Genomic DNA, 23,045 nt, shown 5'->3' on the forward strand with positions numbered 1-23,045 from the left:
CCCATCCTCTCACCTTGTGAAATCCCCCAATAATTCAGGACAATAACTAATATATCAGGGTTCAATCTGTTTAGGGAAGGTTGATCTGCTCTCAGCCAGAGATGCCTGTTTGTAATTGTCAAGTTAAAAAGCCCTGGCTATGGGGCTGTTCCGCCATAATTCTGGAACCTTAGGCCTTGGCTCGCTAAAACAAATTGGCTAAAGAGTCGCAGACTCAACGGCATAGCTTGGCGTTTTGAACTGCTGGTCAGGAGGCTTTTTCTTTGATTTATTTTTGCCTTCTCTTTCTTGTTCTCGTATCCTGAAAGAGGACATCTGGTTACAGGGGTCGATGTCTTCTTACTATATCCTCGTAGTTTTCTGGCATAATTTTTCTGTGATTGTTGTGCTGCATGGAAATTTAACATAACTCTGATGAGAGTGAGGTTACGGATGACGGGATGGTCATTATTTTCTGAGCGAAGCGTGCTGGTTTTATGTAAAAAATCGATTGCACTCACCCTTGCGGCAACGATGATGTTACCGCTTACTGTAATTGCCAATCCGACCGGGGAGCAGGTGGTCACCGGCTCCGCCTCCTTTAATCGGTCTCATAATAGACTGGATATTAATCAGGGGACAAATTCGGCCATTATTAACTGGCAGGACTTCTCCATTGGGGCCGGCGAGACAACGAAATTCATTCAACCATCAGCCACCAGTGCTGTCCTGAACAGGGTTGTCTCCGGCAACCCCTCTCAAATTTACGGTAACCTGACTGCCAATGGTCAGGTTTATCTGGTAAACCAGAATGGTATCCTCGTCGGTCCCTCCGGTATGGTTGATACCAAGGGCTTTGTCGCCTCTACCCTCGATGTGGCAAATGAGGCCTTTTTGGCCGGTGGAGATCTCACCTTTTTTGGTGATTCAGGCGCAAACCTTATCAACCTGGGAATGATTAATGCCGTTGAGGGCGATGTACTGCTTATTGCCCATAGCGTACAAAATGCCGGAACGATAACGGCCAAAGAGGGAACTGTGGCTCTGGCGGCGGGCAGTGAAGTCCTTGTCTGTGCCTCGGGTGAGAAACGGATCTATATTCGTGCGGGTGCCTCCGATGGGAAGGTGGAAAATAGCGGTCTGATCGATTCAGTCAGTGCGGAGCTTAAGGCGCTGGGTGGTAACGAATTCGCCCTTGCTGTTAATAATACAGGGCTTGTGCGGGCAACAGCGCTTGAAGAGCGTGGCGGTCGGATTTGGTTGGTCTCAGCGACGGGCACAACCGAAAATAGTGGCACACTCACAGCCAAACGGGGCGATAAGGGTGGTGAGGTGCAGGTGCTTGGTGACCGTGTAGCCCTGACCGGTAGTTCTCTTATCGATGTTTCCGGCGACAGTGGTGGTGGTACAGCTCTGGTCGGCGGGGACTATCAGGGTAAAAATAGTGCTGTAAAAAATGCCGTAAAGACCTATGTGGGTAAAAAGACCTTAATTAGAGCAGACGCCGGTTATAATGGTCATGGCGGTAAGGTAATAGTGTGGGCCGATGAGGGTACTCAGTTTGCCGGAACTATCTCCGCCAGAGGTGGGGCAGAGGGGGGTGATGGTGGCTTTGCCGAGGTATCCGGTAAAAAAGTGCTTGCATATCAGGGCACAACCGATCTGCGTGCCCCGGCGGGTGAGACGGGTACCCTCCTGCTTGATCCCTATAGCATTACTATTCAAGAAAGGGGTGATTTTCCGACGCCTCCCTTTGAGCCTACGAAAGATAAGTCAATTATAGGTGTTGATGTCCTGCAGGGGGCCCTTGCATCTGGTAACGTGACTATTTCCACCCATGGTGATGGTTTGGGCACGCAAGATGGTGATATCACAGTGTTGGCCCCCATTGAGTGGAGTTCCGGCAGCGATCTGGTCATGGAGGCTGCCAATGATATTTTTATTAATGCCGATATTTCTTCGCTCGGCAGTGGCACCGTCACCATTAAGGGAGCATCGATCGCGATCAACAATTCGATTCGCACCAAGGGTGGCAATCTGAATTTAACCGCAAGCATCGGCACTGTCACCATGGCGGACGGTGCCAGCCTCACCACTACGGCTGAGGAGAATAGCCTTACTTCATCGGGCAGTGTCACCGTTACGGCGGAGACCGCCATAAGCCTGCAAGATATCATTACAACCGGGGCGAGTAACGCCCCCTTCTCCAGCAGTGCTGGCGGCAGTATTATGATAGCGGGCAGGAGCATCTCTCTCCATGGCAATTTGGCTGCGACTAGTGCTTCAGGGACAGGTGGTTCTGTTGATCTGAATGGCCTCGTGGTACTTACCGCTGATTGTTCTGTGACCACCAATGCTGCTGCTGTCAACTTTACTTCCAGTATCGACTCAGATGGCACCCCTCATAGTCTGGCCATAGAAGCTGGTGGTGGAACGGTCGTGTTCAAGGGCGCGATTGGTCAAATGGCTCCCTTGGCCAGCTTGACGGTGACGTCGGCGTCTCAGGTTGACATTGAAAAGAACGTTACCACCAATAGCACTGGTGGCCTATCGGTTACCTCTTCCACTATCCGTCTCGGCGATGATGACGATTTGCCTCCGGGTTCGGACGCCATGACCATCAACACCCTGGTGAGTGCTGGCCCCGTCAGCCTGAATGCCTCAAACATCTACCTAGACGATGCGGTGACCTTTGTCCGTGGTAGCGGGGCGATCATTTTTACTGGGAACCTGACTAGCCAAGCAGGTAAACACCATCATCTGACCTTCATCGGTACGGGCGGCGGTGCCATCACTGTGACCGGTGAGATTGGTGCCATCGACCACCGACTTGGCAATATCCTGGTTAACAGTGTCACCGATCTCACCTTTTCCGGGCAGGTCTTCGCCGGAAGCCTGGTCTCGCTGAACGGTACCGGACAGGTTAATATTGGCGGTGTCCAGGGCTATGACGATGCCAACGGTTTGCAGCTGGAAACTTCTGGCACGGCCAATGCTTTTGCCGATGACGAAAACATTATCATTCACTCTGATGTCACCCTGAGTAATCCGGCTGCTCCCCTCAGCATCAGCACGCCCATGGGGAATATTGATATCGTTGACAATGCCAAGCTGACCACGGAGGGGGGCTCTATAAGCTTATCGGCCGGGGGGGAGGCGCTGACGCTGGGAGAGGCTACGGAATTGAATAGCAAGGGGGGGGCTATAAACTTATCGGCCGGGGGCGGGGTGCTGACGCTGGGAGAGCTTACGAAACTGAATAGCACGGGGGGGGCTATAAGTTTATCGGCCGGGGGCGGGGCGCTGACGCTGAAAAATGCTACGGAACTGAATAGCAAGGGGGGGGGGATAAGTTTATCGGCCGAGGGCGGGGCGCTGACGCTGGGAGGGACTGCGAAACTGGAGAGCACGAGTGGCCTGATTAGCCTGACCGGCAAGGGGGTATTACAATCGGCCAACTCTGTTATCAAAACTCATGCTGGCAGTATTTATATCGATGGTGGGGCTAGCCCCATCACCCTGGCTGGCCTAGTACAAAGCACTGATGCCGGCGAAATTAAAATAGTTAACGCCACCGATGTTATCCTGAACTTCATTGGAACTTTTGGTACGGTGATATTGGGTGAGGTAGGCAAGGAACTTACCGGTACCGTCAGCCAGCCGGCGGGTGGCATCATTTACGCATCCACTCTCATGGGTGATGCGCATGAGGTCACGATCATGAATAGCATGATCGGCAATCTGGGCGCCTTCAAGGCCACTGGCGCCATGACCTTGCAGGATAATAAAGGACCGAGTACTGCTGCAGGTCTGAAATTGACGGGCAATGTCACGGTGGGAGCTGCCAGCACGATTGAAACCCGTGATGGCCTTTTGGACCTCGGCGCCTTCAGCTTGAATGCCGCAGGCTTCGGCCTTAGCCTCACCGGTGTGGGCGTATCGCAGGGTGATGGCTCGGCAATCTTGGCCAGCACCGCCGATATTAATGGCGGATCTGGCGACATTTCGCTCTTCAGTGCCTTCAATGATTTCACCGGGCAGGTAAGGGTCAACTCCAGCGGTTCTCAGGTTTCTATCCGGGACGCTAATCAGCTCAGCATGAAGACCCTGGGCAAACTGGCTGCAACCACCTCTATTAAAGCCTGGGCGGGCACCACGCTCCTACTCACGCTCGAGGACATTGCCACCACCTCCGGCAATATTGAATTTTGCTCCCTTAACGGCGACCTCTCGACACCGGGCAAGCTGGCTACCGGCTCCGGCAGTGTACTCGTCTCTGCAAAAAATCAAGTCACTCTCTCTCGGAGTATTATCTCCACCTCAGGCGATCTGAAGGTCGACGCTGCCACCATAACCCAGTCCTCTGGATCGTCAGTCGAGCCACTGCTGCTGAAAACCGGTAGTGCCGGCACCATCACCGTCACTGCCACCGACGGTATTGTTATGGGGCAGTATTGCAGCTACCTGTCCGATACCGGCACCATTGCCATTAAAACGGGCGGTTCGGCTGATCTGGCCGACATTACCTCTAACGGAACCTTGACAGTGAATGCCGTCGGCTCGGTGCAGCAGACTGGGGCTGGCATCCTTCATGCTGCCCAGCTCTCTATCACTGCCAAGGATGTGGAACTGAAGAACGCCAATGAGGTGGACACATTGGCAGCAGATCTGAGTGGGAACCTAGCCTTTGTCAATAACCAGACTCTGACTGTCGGCAGTGTCGATAGCACAGTCGGCATCTCTGCCAAGGCCTCGGTCCTCCTACGGACGACTGATGGGGATCTGTTTCTGGAACAGACCGTGACAGGTGGATCTGACATTGTTCTGGTTTCAGCAGAAAATTTCACCAACAATGTTGACAAGGACGCGCTGTCCGTTGGTGTTGGCAACAGCTGGCAGGTCTGGTCTAAGACTCCGACGCTACCAGGTGCTCTTAAGGGATTGGTCCCGAATTTTAAACAGTACAATGCAACCTATGGAACTACATCAGTTGCAACCGGAGCCACTGGCAATGGTCTGCTCTATACCCTGGCACCTAAGTTGACTGTGGCCCTTCAGGGCGCTGTGGAGCGGAGCTATAATGGGGGGGTGGACGCGACTCTTGCCCAGGATAACTACTTGATTGCTGGAAGTTTAACCGGGGATTCGGTTGTGTTGAGTACTGCAGGAAAGTTTGAAAACAAGCATGTCGATGACAATAAAAAGATCACTGTTAATGTGACCATTGACTCTGCCAGTCAGGGTGGCATTTTAGTGTACGGTTATCAGCTGGCGACTGGCTCGGAGTTGATTGAGGCCAAAATTGGTAAAATTATTCCTGTCAATTTGACCATTACCACCGATGCTGTGAGCAAGACCTATGACGGCAGTTTTAATGCGTCTGGTCAGGCGGCTGTTGCCTCAGGCACTCTGTTTGATACCGATAGTATTAGTGGTGGAACCTTTGCCTTTACCAATGCCAATGCAGGAATCGGTAACAAGGTAGTGACCGTCTCAGACGTCACCGTTACCGATGGTAACGGCGGCAGTAACTATCTCGTGAACTATGCAAAAAATAGCACCAGCACCATCAATAAGGCTTCCTTGACCATCAGCAGTTCTGATGTGACCAAGACCTATGACGGTAATGTGACGGCAGCGGGTAGTGCGAAAGTGACTGCCGGTACCCTGTACAACAACGTTAGCAATAAAGGTGTCTTGGATAGTATCAGCGGTGGTAGCTTCGAATTTACCGATGCCAATGCAGGAATCGGTAATAAGGCAGTAAGCGTCGATGTTGTCACAGTCAACGACGGGAACAGTGGTAATAACTACGCGGTCATCTATGCAAAAAATAGCACCAGCACCATCAATAAGGCTTCCTTGACCATCAGCAGTTCTGATGTGACCAAGACCTATGACGGTAATGTGACGGCAGCGGGTAGTGCGAAAGTGACTGCCGGTACCCTGTACAACAACGTTAGCAATAAAGGTGTCCTGGATAGTATCAGCGGTGGTAGCTTCGAATTTACCGATGCCAATGCAGGAATCGGTAATAAGGCAGTAAGCGTCGATGTTGTCACGGTCAACGACGGGAACAGTGGTAATAACTACGCGGTCATCTATGCAAAAAATAGCACCAGCACCATCAATAAGGCTTCCTTGACCATCAGCAGTTCTGATGTGACCAAGACCTATGACGGTAATGTGACGGCAGCGGGTAGTGCGAAAGTGACTGCCGGTACCCTGTACAACAACGTTAGCAATAAAGGTGTCCTGGATAGTATCAGCGGTGGTAGCTTCGAATTTACCGATGCCAATGCAGGAATCGGTAATAAGGCAGTAAGCGTCGATGTTGTCACGGTCAACGACGGGAACAGTGGTAATAACTACGCGGTCATCTATGCAAAAAATAGCACCAGCACCATCAATAAGGCTTCCCTGACCATCAGCAGTTCCGATGTGACCAAGACCTATGACGGTAATGTGAAGGCAGCGGGTAGTGCGAAAGTGACTGCCGGTACCCTGTACAACAACGTTAGCAATAAAGGTGTCCTGGATAGTATCAGCGGTGGTAGCTTCGAATTTACCGATGCCAATGCAGGAATCGGTAATAAGGCAGTAAACGTCGATGTTGTCACAGTCAACGACGGGAACAGTGGTAATAACTACGCGGTCATCTATGCAAAAAATAGCACCAGCACCATCAATAAGGCTTCCCTGACCATCAGCAGTTCCGATGTGACCAAGACCTATGACGGTAATGTGAAGGCAGCGGGTAGTGCGAAAGTGACTGCCGGTACCCTGTACAACAACGTTAGCAATAAAGGTGTCCTGGATAGTATCAGCGGTGGTAGCTTCGAATTTACCGATGCCAATGCAGGAATCGGTAATAAGGCAGTAAACGTCGATGTTGTCACGGTCAACGACGGGAACAGTGGTAATAACTACGCGGTCATCTATGCAAACAATAGCACCAGCACCATCAATAAGGCTTCCCTGACCATCAGCAGTTCCGATGTGACCAAGACCTATGACGGTAATGTGAAGGCAGCGGGTAGTGCGAAAGTGACTGCCGGTACCCTGTACAACAACGTTAGCAATAAAGGTGTCCTGGATAGTATCAGCGGTGGTAGCTTCGAATTTACCGATGCCAATGCAGGAATCGGTAATAAGGCAGTAAACGTCGATGTTGTCACGGTCAACGACGGGAACAGTGGTAATAACTACGCGGTCATCTATGCAAAAAATAGCACCAGCACCATCAATAAGGCTTCCCTGACCATCAGCAGTTCCGATGTGACCAAGACCTATGACGGTAATGTGACGGCAGCGGGTAGTGCGAAAGTGACTGCTGGTACCCTGTACAACAACGTTAGCAATAAAGGTGTCCTGGATAGTATCAGCGGTGGTAGCTTCGAATTTACCGATGCCAATGCAGGAATCGGTAATAAGGCAGTAAACGTCGATGTTGTTACGGTCAACGACGGGAACAGTGGTAATAACTACGCGGTCATCTATGCAAACAATAGCACCAGCACCATCAATAAGGCTTCCCTGACCATCAGCAGTTCCGATGTGACCAAGACCTATGACGGTAATGTGAAGGCAGCGGGTAGTGCGAAAGTGACCGCCGGTACCCTGTACAACAACGTTAGCAATAAAGGTGTCCTGGATAGTATCAGCGGTGGTAGCTTCGAATTTACCGATGCCAATGCAGGAATCGGTAATAAGGCAGTAAACGTCGATGTTGTTACGGTCAACGACGGGAACAGTGGTAATAACTACGCGGTCATCTATGCAAAAAATAGCACCAGCACCATCAATAAGGCTTCCCTGACCATCAGCAGTTCCGATGTGACCAAGACCTATGACGGTAATGTGACGGCAGCGGGTAGTGCGAAAGTGACTGCTGGTACCCTGTACAACAACGTTAGCAATAAAGGTGTCCTGGATAGTATCAGCGGTGGTAGCTTCGAATTTACCGATGCCAATGCAGGAATCGGTAATAAGGCAGTAAACGTCGATGTTGTCACGGTCAACGACGGGAACAGTGGTAATAACTACGCGGTCATCTATGCAAACAATAGCACCAGCACCATCAATAAGGCTTCCCTGACCATCAGCAGTTCCGATGTGACCAAGACCTATGACGGTAATGTGACGGCAGCGGGTAGTGCGAAAGTGACTGCTGGTACCCTGTACAACAACGTTAGCAATAAAGGTGTCCTGGATAGTATCAGCGGTGGTAGCTTCGAATTTACCGATGCCAATGCAGGAATCGGTAATAAGGCAGTAAACGTCGATGTTGTCACAGTCAACGACGGGAACAGTGGTAATAACTACGCGGTCATCTATGCAAAAAATAGCACCAGCACCATCAATAAGGCTTCCTTGACCATCAGCAGTTCTGATGTGACCAAGACCTATGACGGTAATGTGACGGCAGCGGGTAGTGCGAAAGTGACTGCCGGTACCCTGTACAACAACGTTAGCAATAAAGGTGTCCTGGATAGTATCAGCGGTGGTAGCTTCGAATTTACCGATGCCAATGCAGGAATCGGTAATAAGGCAGTAAGCGTCGATGTTGTCACGGTCAACGACGGGAACAGTGGTAATAACTACGCGGTCATCTATGCAAAAAATAGCACCAGCACCATCAATAAGGCTTCCCTGACCATCAGCAGTTCCGATGTGACCAAGACCTATGACGGTAATGTGACGGCAGCGGGTAGTGCGAAAGTGACTGCCGGTACCCTGTACAACAACGTTAGCAATAAAGGTGTCCTGGATAGTATCAGCGGTGGTAGCTTCGAATTTACCGATGCCAATGCAGGAATCGGTAATAAGGCAGTAAGCGTCGATGTTGTCACGGTCAACGACGGGAACAGTGGTAATAACTACGCGGTCATCTATGCAAAAAATAGCACCAGCACCATCAATAAGGCTTCCCTGACCATCAGCAGTTCCGATGTGACCAAGACCTATGACGGTAATGTGAAGGCAGCGGGTAGTGCGAAAGTGACTGCCGGTACCCTGTACAACAACGTTAGCAATAAAGGTGTCCTGGATAGTATCAGCGGTGGTAGCTTCGAATTTACCGATGCCAATGCAGGAATCGGTAATAAGGCAGTAAACGTCGATGTTGTCACGGTCAACGACGGGAACAGTGGTAATAACTACGCGGTCATCTATGCAAACAATAGCACCAGCACCATCAATAAGGCTTCCCTGACCATCAGCAGTTCCGATGTGACCAAGACCTATGACGGTAATGTGACGGCAGCGGGTAGTGCGAAAGTGACTGCTGGTACCCTGTACAACAACGTTAGCAATAAAGGTGTCCTGGATAGTATCAGCGGTGGTAGCTTCGAATTTACCGATGCCAATGCAGGAATCGGTAATAAGGCAGTAAACGTCGATGTTGTCACAGTCAACGACGGGAACAGTGGTAATAACTACGCGGTCATCTATGCAAAAAATAGCACCAGCACCATCAATAAGGCTTCCTTGACCATCAGCAGTTCTGATGTGACCAAGACCTATGACGGTAATGTGACGGCAGCGGGTAGTGCGAAAGTGACTGCCGGTACCCTGTACAACAACGTTAGCAATAAAGGTGTCCTGGATAGTATCAGCGGTGGTAGCTTCGAATTTACCGATGCCAATGCAGGAATCGGTAATAAGGCAGTAAGCGTCGATGTTGTCACGGTCAACGACGGGAACAGTGGTAATAACTACGCGGTCATCTATGCAAAAAATAGCACCAGCACCATCAATAAGGCTTCCCTGACCATCAGCAGTTCCGATGTGACCAAGACCTATGACGGTAATGTGACGGCAGCGGGTAGTGCGAAAGTGACTGCCGGTACCCTGTACAACAACGTTAGCAATAAAGGTGTCCTGGATAGTATCAGCGGTGGTAGCTTCGAATTTACCGATGCCAATGCAGGAATCGGTAATAAGGCAGTAAACGTCGATGTTGTCACAGTCAACGATGGGAACAGTGGTAATAACTACGCGGTCACCTATGCAAACAATACCAGCAGCACCATCAACCCCTATGAGGTTCATTTAACAGGCAGTCGTGACTATGACGGAACTGCTGTTGTTGCCTCCGATATTTTCAACACCGGTAGCCTGGTTGGCAGCGAGACCTTGACCTTAAGTGGCAGTGGTACCATGGCCAGTAAAAACGTGGTCACCAATGGCACCGTTAGCCTTGGTACTCTTGCCCTGGTTGATGACACTGGTCTGGCAAGCAACTACATCCTTACCGGTGGCACTCAAACGGCTACCATAACTCCGGCATCATTAACCCTGTCCGGTATTACCGCCAAGAATAAGGTTTACAATGCCGATAAAACTGCCACTGTAAATACAGGCAGTGCCAATTATACCGGCCTCTTCGCTGGCGATCTTGTAAGCGTAAATGCCAGTGGTCTGTTCAGCGATAAGAACGTCGCCAATGGTAAGACCGTCACCTTGGCCAGCAGCTATTCAGGCGCAGATATTGGTAACTACAGAATTACCAATCAGGCGACGACCATGGCAAGTATCACTGCTCGCCGAGTTTTACTTACCGTTGATGGTGCCATGAAGGTGTATGGAGACGCTGACCCGTTGTTTACCAGTGTAGCTGAACTGCAGCAGGGAGACAGAGGGCTTATGGGTGGAGATTCTCTGAGCGCTACTCTCATACGAAGGGCTGGTGAGAATGTTGGAAGCTACTCCATAGGGTTGGGAACCCTGGCAAATAATAATTATGCAATCACCTACCTTGCAGCAGATCTCACCATTAGTCCCGCCACTTTGACCTATGTCGCTGATGCCGTAAATCGTAATTATGGAGATGCTAATCCCTTATTCACCGGTAAGGTTATAGGCTTTAAGAACAGTGAAACATTGGCCAGTGCCACCGTGGGAGACGCAATATATAGTACGGACGCAACCATCAAGAGTAAGATTGGCACCTATGCTATTTATGGTAGTGGACTTACAGGGCTGAACGGTAATTATGTTTTTGTCCAGGACGTAAATAACGTAAGCGCTCTCTCCGTTTTGTCTGCAGCAACTCCTGAGTCATCATTTACGAGCATCATTAATGAAAAGGAAATAGGTGACTTAAGTGATACTTTGACTATGTCGAAGGACAATTTTATGTGTTGTCAGCCACTATTTTCCATAGAGATTGAAGGGCATGCTGATAGGGATGCCGGGAACGAAATAGCAGAACTTTTTAGTTCTGAGATTCAATTTGAAGAAGATCTAACAGGTTTTGGCAGGTACTCTTTGGGTGAGGAAGGTGATGGCCAGCAGTCTGTCAGGAATTATTTGCATTAAAGAGAGGCTGTGACTTACTCGCTTTAAACGGGGATGGACGATATGACAGTTCATGGTGGCTCTGGGGAGGATGGAAAATTTCAGGCTCTTCCAGAGTTGACGTTTATCAGATACAGGTGGCGAGGGGGTGCAGCTGAAAGGTGGTCAGGGCGGACATAGGTATCTGCCAGTTAATTACTGCTTTCTTCAATAATCTGTGGCCTTAAGGTGTTTTTCCTGATCTTTTTTACAAAATACCCATCAAAAATTTGTTTATGGCGTTATTTCTTTTTTATTCCAAACAATTAGAAGAGACTTTCTGCGAAAGTCAACTTATTAGAAAATTTCATATTCAGCATATTGACCCTGATTTGGGAATTAGCGGGGCGCGAGCATGTTTTGAAATTATTCATTGTTTTGTGAAAACACCTGTGATTTAATGATGTTAGCGTCTTGGCCTTGTGGGGGGGCGTTTAAGGACCTCAGGGAAGAGCATGGTTTTGCCATTGAAAAAATTTCTGATCATGCCAGGATCGTTCCTTGCTAGTACTTGAAGCCTTTGTTGGGGATGGTTGGTTGTCATGAGGATAACAGGTAGAAATAATTTTTGATCAGGTGAGGCCTTTGCATTAAACCTTCTCTGGGACGAATAATAGAAGGATAATCAAGGGAGAATTTGAATGGCATTAGTATTTTGCCCACGTTTTCTGCAGGCGTTGACCACTGGGCTGGCGTTGCTTGCTGTTGTTTCCCCAACCAGTTATGCCCAGGATCTTAAACTCGTGGCTCCTAAAAGACTTGAGAGTAATGCAAACCCTGTTAACTTTCCGTCAGATGTTCCTGCTCAGGAGATTGAATTGGCCAATCCTCAACGTGTTCTTTTAGAACGTTTAACCGGGTTGATTTTTTTGAAATCCCCGGAAAAAGTTCTTCAGGGCGGGGTTGAGATGGAGGGCATATCGGCAGATGGATATATGCCCGAATCGGTTTTTGCAGAGATGGAGGCTTTTTTGAATAAACCTCTGAGCTTAGAAAAACTTGACGATATATTGAAAAAGGCTGTGCTCTATTTTCGTTCTCAGGAAACACCCGTCGTTGATGTCTATGTGCCCGAACAGGATATCTCAGGTGGGACAATTCAAATTGTTGTTCTGGAAGGTCGTATTGGCGAGATACGAACCGAGGGGAATGAATGGTTTTCCAGTGAACTGATAGAAAAGCATGTGCGGGCTAAACCTGGTGATATTATTCGTGGTGATCAGCTGGCTGAAGATATTTACCTAGCGAATAAAAACCCCTTTCGCAGGGTTGATTTGGTGCTCGACCGGGGTGAAAAACGGGGTGAAACAGATGTCATCTTACGCACAGAGGATAGATTTCCCCTCCGTCTGTATGGCGGATATGAAAACACCGGCACCGCATATACAGGCTATGATCGTTATTTTGTTGGCCTGAATTGGGGGAATGCATTCGGTTTAGATCATTTACTTGATTATCAGTTCACCAGCAGTGCTGATTATAAGGGCATGAGTGCGCATTCTCTTCATTACGAAGTTCCATTAAGTTATCAACATACAATAAGCTTTTTTGCAGCTTATGCAGAGAGCAATCCCAACTTTGACCCCTATGATTTAGAGGCAGATAGTTTTTAATTAAGTGGTCGATACATAATGGACTTGGATTCTGTGAATAAGTATCTCCATAGCGTGTTTCTTGGAGTTGACTATAAATATAGTAACAGTAATCTTGGTTTTGCTCTCCTGCCTGTATTTAATAAAGATGTAGAAATATTGCAGGGTATTGTTGGTTATAATGGTTCTTTACCGGATCATTTGGGAATGACAGCATTTAATTTTCAGACTGTGCTGAGCCCTGGGGGGTTATTGCGATATAACACTGATTATTACTTCAACTCCTTTCAAGAGGGTGCCTCTGCAGATTATCTCTATTGTAATCTTGATATTGATAGATTAACGGCCCTGCCATATGGCTTTACTTTGAGCAATAAGGCCCATGGACAGTTGGCTAATGGCCAGCTTCTCGGTAGTGAGCAGATAGGACTTGGCGGTTACTCTACTGTTCGGGGCTTTCCTGAGCGTGAGGTGAATATTGATAGTGGAGTGCTGTTAAGAAATGAACTACGCACACCAACCATTGCCCTTGCGGAGCTGGTGGATTATTCGAAATCGTTGGGGGATTTACAGTTGTTAGCTTTTTGGGATTATGGTTCCGGACGTAACGATTATGAGGGAGAGAATCAAACTCTTTCAGGTTATGGTTTAGGTCTGCGTTATAACTTTGGCTCTTATGTTTCATTGCGTCTTGATTATGGCTTTCAAGGTAGTGGTAGAGATATTTACAAGAATGAAGACTCTCAGCTTCATGTTGGATTGGTGATTGGTTACTAACTTAATCTTGAGGAGGGCTTTATGTGTTTAGGTAGAAAATCTATGGGAGTTTTGGGCTTATTTATGGCTGTACTGTTCCTGTGTGCCTGTAATCCGGTTTCAGCTGAAAAGAAGAAAGAAGAGGCGAAAACTAAGGTGGAGAACCCTCAGCAGGTGGAACAGAAATTAGTAAAAGTGAGTACATTGGATTCCGTCGAGGCTAATAAGGAATTTCAAAAGAATGTTCAGGTCATGCAGCTGCAGCGCCAGCGAGTTATTCAGCTACAAAATCAGTTGAAGCAGACTCAGACCAAGGAATTAAAGATGAGCCTGCAAAAAGAGATTGAAGTTGCAATGAAGAAGCTCAATGAAGATAATAAGAAAATGATAGAGACTTACGGGTTTTCTTTAAACAGGAACTATGTGCTGGTGGTTGAAAAGGCCCATGTTTATATGGCTGTTTCAGATGAAGAAAATAAGAAAATTGTAGCTGAGCATAAGCAAAGTAAGAAGAAAAAATAGGCAGTGGAAGGTTGTACTTATGATCTGATTTTAGCAATGTCGTTAACAGCCTTACAGTTTGGGAGGCCCTGCGGGGCAGGACCTCCTGGGGCAATAGACCATCGAAGATTTAGCAGGTTTTGAACTGTGAAATAAGGCCGTTGAGTTTAGTTGCCAGTTCTGCCAGTTGGCTTGACGCCTCTCTTACCCCGGAGCTACTGCCCTTTATTGTCGTGGCTGATTCATTTACTCCGACAATGTCCATGGTGATGCTTTGGGACACTGCTGTAATTTGACTGATATTTTCATTGACCTCCTGTATACCTTCGGAGGTTTGATTGATATTTGCCGTTATCTCAGCAGTGGCACTTGACTGTTCCTCAACGGCAGTTGCGATTACATTGACGATTTTATTGATTTCCGAGATAACCTGAGAGACAGATTCGAGCTGGTCCACGGTGAGATTGGTGGTTTTCTGGATATCTTCAATCTTCACCTTGATATCCATGGTTGCCTCAGCAGTCTGTTTTGCAAGTTCTTTGATTTCGTTTGCGACCACGGCAAATCCCTTGCCACTCTCTCCTGCCCGTGCCGCTTCTATGGTTGCATTGAGGGCGAGAAGGTTTGTCTGCTCTGAGATATCTGTAATAGTCTCGGTGACATGGCTGATGTCCTGGGCGGCCTTGCCCAGGTTGGCCATGGAGGCGGTTGCGCTTGCCGCCTGATTAACGGCCCCGGCGGAAATTTCCCGGGCCTTATCTGCATTATTTGAAATTTCACTGATAGTTGCAGACATCTCTTCGGTAGATGCGGCAACCATTGAGGTATTTGTTGTTGCCTGGTCCATGGCTGCGGCCACGGTAGTGAGGTTGGTTGTCATCTCCTCTATGGCAACTGAAACCGAGTGAGATTTTTCTGAAGTATTCTCGGCCTCATCGCCCATTTCTCCAGAAATTTTATCAAGCTGATCAGATTTGCCATTGAGCGATGTAATTCCCTTGCCCATTTCTTGGAGGGTTTCCTTCAGCTGGAGGGACATCTTGTTGAGTGCATCAAGGAGGGCTCCAACTTCATCCCTGCGGGAATGGCTAATGGTACTGCTGAAATCCCCTTGGGAGACTTGGCCTGCAAATGCTACAGCTTGGGCCATGGGTTTGGTGATCATAGCGGTTATAATCAGACCTAGCGCAACGCCAATGATTAAACCCGTGCAAACAAGGATGGCTATAAGGGTCTTTGCCTTTGAACTTGCGCTTCGATTCTCTGCAATTACCTCATCTGTCATGATATCTGCTGCCTTTTGCAGGGCCTTGAGGCCGTTTTCAAAGGAGTAGAGGGCCTCCTTGTGGTGAGTCATCAGCCTGTTTGCCTCCTGAGGGCTAAGGTTATGGTCGTTTCTCACCCTGGCAACCACCTGTGAAAATCCGGCAACATACTCATTATAGGCTCTGATTGTATCCCTGAGTTCCGCCTTAAGGGCGGGGGGGAGATGGGGGTTTTTGTCGACAAGTTCTCTTACGGCTCTGAGCAGCTCTTTGGTTGTTCTATTGGTTTTTCTGAATTTTTCAATATATCCTGCCTGCTTCTCAGCCTTGCCGATATTGAGAAAAAAATCTTTCTCATAGCGTCGATGGGTGAGTCCAAGGGCGATGAGCTGCTCTGCATTGAGGAGTATCATGACGTCGTCTTGTAACAAAATTTCTGTTGAGTCCACCGCCTTGTTTATAGTGATAAAGCCCTGTAGGCCGACGGCTAGGCTGATCAGGGATGAAAGTAGGAAGCCTAGGAGCAGTTTCTTTTTTAGCGAAAGGTTGTTTAACAGGTTGAAATTCATAGTTGTGGTCCTTTATGTCTTAAAATTGTTTGTAAATCATGCTCTTAGCAAAAGCTGGAAAGCGTAGAGGAGATGTTCTTGGGCCAGGTCAAACATTCCAGGCCAAAACAGTACAGGAGGTGAATTTGTAAGGCAAGGTAACATTTTGTAATTCTTAGGCCAATTTATGGAAAAACAAGAGGGATTGCTATGATTTTATTTTGAGAAAGCTCATGAATTAACGAGATTTCAGGAAGGTAAATTTGTTAGTGGTATTGGTAGGCAGTAAATCTGCAAGGGGGAGCAGGCGGGGCTTTTAAGACAAATATTTTATCTGTAGGCGAAAAGAGTTGTTTTGGCTGTGGTTGCACCGTTCCAGCAGTAGGAGGCCCCGTGCCTTGCCCTTTCACTGCCGGTGATTTTAGGTTTTTTGCTGTGGTGTTCATATCTCCCCTTGCCGCCACTTGTCGTCTGGGCTAATAGAGAGGCTGTATAATTATGGCACAGGATCTATTGCCGGGGCAATGGCTCTTCTATGTCAGGGCGCTAGCTAACGTCCCCCTATAAAATGATCAGAGAGGTTGGGAAAATGGATTACGATTCAGGCGAGCGAGTTGAAGCCCCCCATGCGAATAGCGAGGGGGCAGGTGCCGTAGAGGAACAGAGACAAAATCCTTCTATTGAGGTCACTGCCCATAGAATTTGGAAGATCTCTTTAGCCGCTGGGCTGGTTGAGGAATGTCTCAGGGAAAAATATATAAGCCTCGGTTATGGGGACAGGGTAGATTTCTCAGGGGCCAGAAACAGGCAGGAGCTGATTGAGATGGCCAGTCTGGTAGCTGATCCCGTACTGGAGGATGCAGACTACTCTTTTGATATTGCCCGTAGATTTACTCAGGAGATGGCCAAGGGTGATCTGCTTATTATCAGTGATGGTAGAGATAGCCTACGGGCCATTGCTCAGGTGGCGGGTGATTACTACTACGATGAGACAAAGGGTAATTACGGTCAGTGTCGCAGGGTGAGATGGCTGAATATCTTTTCTCCTTCGCGCTCAAGAGCTAAAATTGTCGTAAAAGAATTTTCTCAGGTGCCACTTTATCGTCTCCGTCCACCGATCATAAACCTTGATAGGTTTCAGGAGCTGGTCGATGAGAGCTGTTTGGAAGGTAGCCGGTCCCTCAGGAGCGGTGACCGAATTGCTGGCTATGAAATCATGGCCATAGGTGATGAGATAATCGAAATAAAGAGAGGCAAGGGAACTGTCATTTTCCTGATGAGAATCGTTATCGAGGAGTTGTCTCAGCTGGTAACATCCTCGCAAATAATGATCGAAGACATAAGGGAGAGAAGGGTCTTTGCCAAGGTTGATACGGCCCTGGAGAAGTCTGTCCTTAACGGCTATGCAAATGTTTTAGCCTCATTGGTGGAGAAGAATCTCAGGGCGGGAATTAGAGTAGATGGTGTTTTGATCTGAGCAGGACATTTCCGCGGGAAGGCATAAAATGGAACTGGAATGGTCTGGGCATAAAAAAACCGCATCCTTTGCAGGACGCGGTTTTTTTTATGCTCTATACTTTATAGAGGCTCTTCTTTTAGGGTTGCTGTTGTTAGGGCCAATCCCTTTCTTGCCTTTTCAAGGCTTTCATAGGCTGTGGGGTAGAACTGTGGATTAAGTTCAAGTGCCTTTTCAAGGGCAACGATTGCCTCCTTATATCTCCTATGGGTCAGATACTCAAAGCCAATATTGTTATATGCATATGCCTCGTCCTTTGTTCCCCGCTTAAATGCGCTGAGGGCCTTTTCGAATTTTCCACGTTGGACACAGACTATGGCAAGATTGTTGTATACTTTCTTGTCCTTACTGTTTCTTGTCAATATGGTAAGGATTTTTTCTGCCTCTGCGTACTGTCCGTTTAGGTAGTAGGTAACGGCAAGGTTATTGAGGAGTGAGCTGTCCTGAGGTCTGTAAGACAATGCCTTTTTAAATTCTTTAACGGCTCTGCCATATTGCTGTTCAGTGCCGTAAATCAAGGCCAAGAAATGGTGGGCTCGCCATAGCTCATCGTCTAGGGCAATAGCAGTTAAGAGGGCATCCTCTGCTGCTTTAATTTTTTTCAGACCCAATAATGCCTGGCCAAGACCTTCATAGGCCAGAGCATCCTCTTCTGATTTTGCCAATAAAAATCTATAGACCTTCTCCGCATCGGCATGTCTGTTTTTCTTTCCCAGGATTTTGCCCTGTTTGTGCAGGAGTGAAATCTTATTTGGATCAATGGCGAGGGCCTTGACGTAGTTCATGTAGGCCTTCTCAATATCATTTTGTATGAGGTATCTGTCCCCTAGAGCCTCATACTCCTTCAGGGTTAACTTCTCCTGTTTTTGTGGCTCCTCAGTAAGTTCATAGACCTTTTGCTGACGTTCAATCTGTCTCTGTACACTAAGTTCTGTAGGATTACTTTGGAAAGATGCACAACCGCCTAATAGGAGTAGTGATGATATACCCAGTAACTTACAGGTATGGTAAAAGCCTTTCCTGCAGAATTCCGAATGAGATGTGCAAAGAGTAGTCATGTTTATCATCCATTTTTATTGAGGAGAGACCAGTTATTTAGAAGAGCTGATTTTTGCAAAATGCCGGGTCAAGCCTTTGGGAAACTGTATTTTTACCACATCACGACCAAGGGTTAATCTTACCCCAATTCCAGCCCGTCCCAGATCTTTGACCTTTTCAAATTCCTGTGATCCTGGAACAACCTTGGCAACAGAGTGGGCTAAGGCAAGACAACCCTCCCTATAGTATATCTTGGTATCTTGAATGGTAAACTTGGGTGCATTGGTGATTCTCTTAACCGAAAAGCCAAGTTTTCTTAAGTAGGCAGCACCCCTTTTAGCCATTCCGGTCACGCCATTGCCATTTGAGATTTCAACTGCGCAACCGGGTAGAGCCTGTTGAGTCTCTTTAATTGTGGCCCGACGCTTAGGATCTTTGGCTTTAATGATGCCATTATGTGTTCTGGTTGGTTTAACCTTTTTTTCAGTCGCTAGAACCGTCTCAACGGAAGGGGCGCCCGTGGCGACAGCAAGGTTTTTTTTCATCTCAGGCTTAGGCGTCTCCACGTACCCGGTCTCAGCACTTATCAGAGGTTCCTCCGTTAAAGTGGAAAGGGACTCATTTTGAGAGCTTGCCCGTGTTTTTGCCAGGCGGAGGTTATTGCTAATTCGCGTACTGCTACTATCTATTTCATAAGCTGTGGAAAACAATCTTACTGCCTGATCAGCCTTACCACAGAGCAATCTTGAACAACCGAAATTATTGTATAGATACGCCTTGGGGCTATACTTCAATGCCTGGCTATAGGCCCATTCTGCCCCCTCGCAGTTGGCAATCTGGTCGTAGGACATGCCCAGGGCATTATAGGCCTGCACATATTCTTTGTTGAGGTTAATAGCCTTGGTGAATTCGTTAATGGCCAGTTGATGTTTATGACCCTTCTGATAATACCGTCCGAGCCTATAATGAGATATTGGTAGATTTGAAACTGGTTTCACCGCTGACCAGAAGCGGGCATTTGCCTCCTTTGACAATCCCTGTTCATCCAGGAGTTGAGGCGATCCATTGTGCATAGTAGCACTTTCCTGATGGGAACTACAGCTGCTGAGAAAGGTCATAAGCAGGAGTAGGAGGAGGAGATGGAAGAACGAAAGTTGTTTGCTGATTTTTTTTCTTTTCATTATATCACCCTTGTATGATAACACGAAAAACTCTGATCATTGCTGGGCCTAAAATCACCAGAAAAAGTGCAGGGAAAATAAAAAAGATCAGCGGTATTACAAGCTTAACCGGCAACTTGGCGGCCATCTCTTCAAGCCTGGAGTATCTCTTTTGCCGCATCTCTTCTGCATGAATCCGTAAGGCATTCGCAACCCCTGTACCGTATTTTTGGGCCTGAATGAGTAGACTGACAAGATTGTCAATATCCCGTAGGTTTGTCCTCTTCGCCAGGTTCTTCAGACATTCATTTCGTGGTTTGCCTGTTTTGAGTTCAAGAGAAAGTATTTTGAACTCTTTGGCGAGTTCTGGACTGGTAATATGTATTTCCTGGGCCACTCTGCGAATTGCAGAATCTATTCCCATCCCGGCTTCAACACATACCATCAAAAGATCAATTGCATCGGGAAAGGTACGATCAAGCTCCTTCCTCCGGTAATGGCCTCTGATTTTCAACCTGAAAACGGGTAAGAAGTAGCCGAAAATTCCTGCGAAAATGGCAAAGGCTAATAGTCGTTCTGTGAATGTCCTAAAGCCAACCACATGCGAGATGGTAAGTAGCAGGAGTGGTAAGACTAAGAGGAAGTAACGGAGCAACTGGTAAGAGCGCAGGCTGGTGGAATCATAAATTCCGGCCCGTTGATAAAATAGGGGGGTACCCGAATAGATGCTCTCCGTACCAGCCTTCATTTTTGCCCCGGGCAATCCGAGAACGGTCCAGATGGTATGTCCTCCCCTCTCGTTGGCCTTTGCCTTGCCATTGCCGTTGCTGTAGCGTTTGCACCATTTTTGGGCCCTTGTCACTATATCCTGTTCCATTTTCCACTTACTTATAGATCTTGCTTCCAATCAAGAGGAGAAGGAGGATGACGACAAATAGAGTTCCTGAGAGTAAAATTGGGTTAGTATCCATGTTTTTTCTCACATATCAAGTTGAACAAATTTATATATAATAAAACTTCCAAACGACATCATAATTACAGCACCTGTAATGAGATAGGGACCAATGGGGTCTGTTATCAGTATAGCTACATACTCTTTGTTTAAAACACTAACAGCTAAGGCAATACAAAACGGTAGGGCAACGAGAATAATAGCTGAAAGTTTTCCCTCTGCGGAGAGGGCGCGAACCCTCTCTCTGAATCTAAATTTTTTTCGAATGATGGCAGAAATTTTTTCTAATATTTCAACAAGATTTCCACCTGTTTCCCGTTGAACAATGACCGAGGTAACAAAGTAGCGCAACTCTGTGGAATCAACCCTCTTGGCAAAATTGCGCAGGGTAGAGTCAATACTTTTTCCGAAGTTTATCTCTTCAACAACAATGGCAAACTCCTCATTTATCGGGGCTGGCATCTCTTCGGAAACCATCTTTAAACTTGCCATGATAGAGTGTCCGGCCTTCATGGCATATCCCATGAGATCAAGGGCATCAGGGAAGTGTTCTTCAAAATTTATTCGTCTCTGACGACGTTTTGACAGTAACCACAGAAAGGGGAGCAAGAGGGCAACAGCGGCAGCAGTAACAGAAACGGCAATGTGATTTTTAAGGAGAAAGAAGCTGACAAGAAAAGCCACGGCGGAAAAAAGCAGGGAGGAAAGAATAAAAACACCTGCAAGTATTTTAACTCCACCCTGCTGCATCAGTTCGGCAAGTTTTTTTACCGGAGGTATGGCGAGGAGGATTTCATTAAATAACTTAATATTACTTAAATTGTTATGATTGAGAGCATCCCTTCTGACCTCTTGGGGAGTAGAATATTTTTCCACCATCATCTGGATAGAGCGGGAATCTCTTCTCACAATAAGGCTATAGCTTACCTGAAGAATAATTAATATTAAAAAAAATAGAGTTAATGCTAGAAACAGTTCCATATTATACCCCCACCAGTAAGCATTCAGAGGTTAGTCCTCATCAAAAGGTGTCTCATTTTCATCAAAAAGTTCTTCGGTTAGTGGCACCCCCATTTGGGTAAACTTATCAAAAAATTTAGGCCGTACCCCCCTGACCTCAAAATGACCGCTAACGCCCCCTACCTGGTCAATACCCGTTTGCTCAAAGGCAATTATCTCCTGCATACTAATAACATTGCCCTCCATTCCGGTAATTTCCGAAAGGCTCACCACCTTTCTTGAGCCATCAACCAATCTATCCACCTGAATAACCACATTAATTGCAGAGCTGATGTACCTTTTAATATAGTCGCTATGCAGATTAAAACCGGCCATATTAACCATGGTTTCAATACGCATCAGGGCATCTGCAGGATTATTAGCGTGGACGGTAGTTAAGGAACCTTCGTGGCCTGTGTTCATCGCCTGCAACATATCAATTGCCTCGGCACCACGTACCTCGCCAACAATGATTCTGTCAGGGCGCATACGTAGGCTGTTGCGAACAAGATTTCGCTGGGTGATCTGTCCCGCCCCCTCCACATTTGCAGGTCGTGTCTCAAGGCGAATCACATGTTCCTGACGAAGCTGAAGTTCGGCTGAATCTTCAATGGTAACGGTTCGTTCAGCTGAAGAGATAAATCGTGACATGACGTTTAAAAGGGTGGTTTTTCCTGAGCCGGTTCCACCGGAAATGAGTACATTTAATCTGGCCTGAACAATGCCCTCTAGTAATTTACCAAGTGCTGGCGTTATTGTCTTTAAGACCTGGAGGTCATGCATTTCCAGAGGATCAACGGAGAATCGCCTGATTGACATACAGGGGCCATTGAGCGCCAGAGGAGGAATAATCACATTTACCCGGGAGCCATCCGCCAGACGTGCATCGACCATGGGAGAAATTTCATCAATTCTTCTGCCAACAGCAGAGACTATCTTTTCTATAATTCTCATCAGGTGCTTATTGTCCTTGAATCGGATCTTTGTCCGTTCAATCTTACCAAATCTCTCAACGTATACAGAGTGATAGGCGTTGACCAGGATGTCTGATACAGTCGGGTCTTTCATCAGCGCTTCCAGTGGGCCGAGACCTAATACCTCATCTTCAATTTCCTGGAGAAGGCATTCGTGCTCCTTGCTGTTTATCGGCATGACCTTGACACTGCCGTCGGTTAATATCTCCTGGGTCCTGTTGCGTATCTCCTCCCGCAGTACCTTCTCATCAACACTGTCCAGAAGGGAGAGATCCACAACCTTGGTTAAGCGGTCATGTATATCTGCCTTCAGTTCAAAATATTCGTCAGAAAGACCGAACTCATTACCCGGAGTAATCTCCACAATGTTTCCATTGGGCTGAACCGGATGATTCAATTTATCAAGATGCGCTTGCAAGTTCACT

General features: G+C 47.4%; 11 protein-coding genes. 5 read left to right on the forward strand and 6 right to left on the reverse strand.

Annotated elements, in window-relative coordinates; all coding sequences use genetic code 11:
* Positions 1 to 432: 432 nt before the first annotated feature.
* The 4 genes from DP_RS07700 (at position 433) to DP_RS07715 (ending at position 14,189) form a co-directional block, all read left to right on the forward strand.
* Positions 433 to 11,301 (forward strand): YDG domain-containing protein, encoded by a 10,869-nt coding sequence (locus DP_RS07700; protein ID WP_041277770.1) that lies wholly within the window; start codon positions 433 to 435, stop codon positions 11,299 to 11,301.
* 659 nt (positions 11,302 to 11,960) lie between these two features.
* The gene (locus tag DP_RS07705; RefSeq protein WP_011188762.1) at positions 11,961 to 12,932 is read left to right on the forward strand and encodes a ShlB/FhaC/HecB family hemolysin secretion/activation protein; all 972 of its coding nucleotides are present in this window, start codon (positions 11,961 to 11,963) and stop codon (positions 12,930 to 12,932) included.
* A gap of 18 nt (positions 12,933 to 12,950) precedes the next feature.
* Complete coding sequence (locus tag DP_RS07710; protein ID WP_011188763.1) at positions 12,951 to 13,688, forward strand: ShlB/FhaC/HecB family hemolysin secretion/activation protein; 738 nt, start codon at positions 12,951 to 12,953, stop codon at positions 13,686 to 13,688.
* A 21-nt stretch (positions 13,689 to 13,709) separates the two neighbouring features.
* On the forward strand, positions 13,710 to 14,189 hold the full coding sequence (locus DP_RS07715) for a hypothetical protein (RefSeq protein ID WP_011188764.1): 480 nt from the start codon (positions 13,710 to 13,712) through the stop codon (positions 14,187 to 14,189).
* 109 nt (positions 14,190 to 14,298) lie between these two features.
* Here DP_RS07715 and DP_RS07720 read toward each other — a convergent pair whose 3' ends face one another.
* Positions 14,299 to 16,002, reverse strand: a complete 1,704-nt coding sequence (locus tag DP_RS07720; RefSeq protein WP_011188765.1) for a methyl-accepting chemotaxis protein — start codon at positions 16,000 to 16,002, stop codon at positions 14,299 to 14,301.
* 568 nt (positions 16,003 to 16,570) lie between these two features.
* On the opposite strand from DP_RS07720, the gene DP_RS07725 reads away from it, so the two are divergent.
* Positions 16,571 to 17,458 carry a hypothetical protein gene (locus DP_RS07725; RefSeq protein ID WP_041277771.1) on the forward strand — a complete coding sequence of 296 codons (888 nt, stop codon included), beginning with the start codon at positions 16,571 to 16,573 and terminating at the stop codon, positions 17,456 to 17,458.
* Positions 17,459 to 17,559: 101 nt separating this feature from the next.
* On the opposite strand, the gene DP_RS07730 is transcribed toward DP_RS07725, so the two are convergent.
* The 5 genes from DP_RS07730 to DP_RS07750 form a co-directional block, all read right to left on the reverse strand.
* Positions 17,560 to 18,555: a tetratricopeptide repeat protein gene (locus DP_RS07730; protein ID WP_162096637.1), complete on the reverse strand. Its 996-nt coding sequence runs from the start codon at positions 18,553 to 18,555 to the stop codon at positions 17,560 to 17,562.
* A gap of 33 nt (positions 18,556 to 18,588) precedes the next feature.
* The gene (locus DP_RS07735) at positions 18,589 to 19,716 is read right to left on the reverse strand and encodes a LytR C-terminal domain-containing protein (protein ID WP_041277772.1); all 1,128 of its coding nucleotides are present in this window, start codon (positions 19,714 to 19,716) and stop codon (positions 18,589 to 18,591) included.
* 4 nt (positions 19,717 to 19,720) lie between these two features.
* Positions 19,721 to 20,572: a type II secretion system F family protein gene (locus DP_RS16750; RefSeq protein WP_011188769.1), complete on the reverse strand. Its 852-nt coding sequence runs from the start codon at positions 20,570 to 20,572 to the stop codon at positions 19,721 to 19,723.
* Between the two features lie 102 nt (positions 20,573 to 20,674).
* Positions 20,675 to 21,628 carry a type II secretion system F family protein gene (locus tag DP_RS07745; protein ID WP_011188770.1) on the reverse strand — a complete coding sequence of 318 codons (954 nt, stop codon included), beginning with the start codon at positions 21,626 to 21,628 and terminating at the stop codon, positions 20,675 to 20,677.
* 30 nt (positions 21,629 to 21,658) lie between these two features.
* Entirely contained in the window at positions 21,659 to 23,044 is a 1,386-nt protein-coding gene (locus DP_RS07750) for a CpaF family protein (RefSeq protein WP_011188771.1), read from the reverse strand.
* Position 23,045 lies beyond the last annotated feature (1 nt).

The sequence above is a fragment of the Desulfotalea psychrophila LSv54 genome, from assembly GCF_000025945.1.
GTDB lineage: Bacteria > Desulfobacterota > Desulfobulbia > Desulfobulbales > Desulfocapsaceae > Desulfotalea > Desulfotalea psychrophila.

Excerpts from the sequence above, each read along its gene's own strand:
- DP_RS07720 (WP_011188765.1), bottom strand. The coding sequence starts at position 16,002 with ATGAATTTCAACCTGTTAAACAACCTTTCGCTAAAAAAGAAACTGCTC.
- DP_RS07735 (WP_041277772.1), bottom strand. The coding sequence starts at position 19,716 with ATGAAAAGAAAAAAAATCAGCAAACAACTTTCGTTCTTCCATCTCCTC.
- DP_RS07700 (WP_041277770.1), top strand. The coding sequence starts at position 433 with ATGACGGGATGGTCATTATTTTCTGAGCGAAGCGTGCTGGTTTTATGT.
- DP_RS07730 (WP_162096637.1), bottom strand. The coding sequence starts at position 18,555 with ATGACTACTCTTTGCACATCTCATTCGGAATTCTGCAGGAAAGGCTTT.
- DP_RS07725 (WP_041277771.1), top strand. The coding sequence starts at position 16,571 with ATGGATTACGATTCAGGCGAGCGAGTTGAAGCCCCCCATGCGAATAGC.
- DP_RS07705 (WP_011188762.1), top strand. The coding sequence starts at position 11,961 with ATGGCATTAGTATTTTGCCCACGTTTTCTGCAGGCGTTGACCACTGGG.
- DP_RS07745 (WP_011188770.1), bottom strand. The coding sequence starts at position 21,628 with ATGGAACTGTTTCTAGCATTAACTCTATTTTTTTTAATATTAATTATT.
- DP_RS07715 (WP_011188764.1), top strand. The coding sequence starts at position 13,710 with ATGTGTTTAGGTAGAAAATCTATGGGAGTTTTGGGCTTATTTATGGCT.
- DP_RS07710 (WP_011188763.1), top strand. The coding sequence starts at position 12,951 with ATGGACTTGGATTCTGTGAATAAGTATCTCCATAGCGTGTTTCTTGGA.
- DP_RS16750 (WP_011188769.1), bottom strand. The coding sequence starts at position 20,572 with ATGGAACAGGATATAGTGACAAGGGCCCAAAAATGGTGCAAACGCTAC.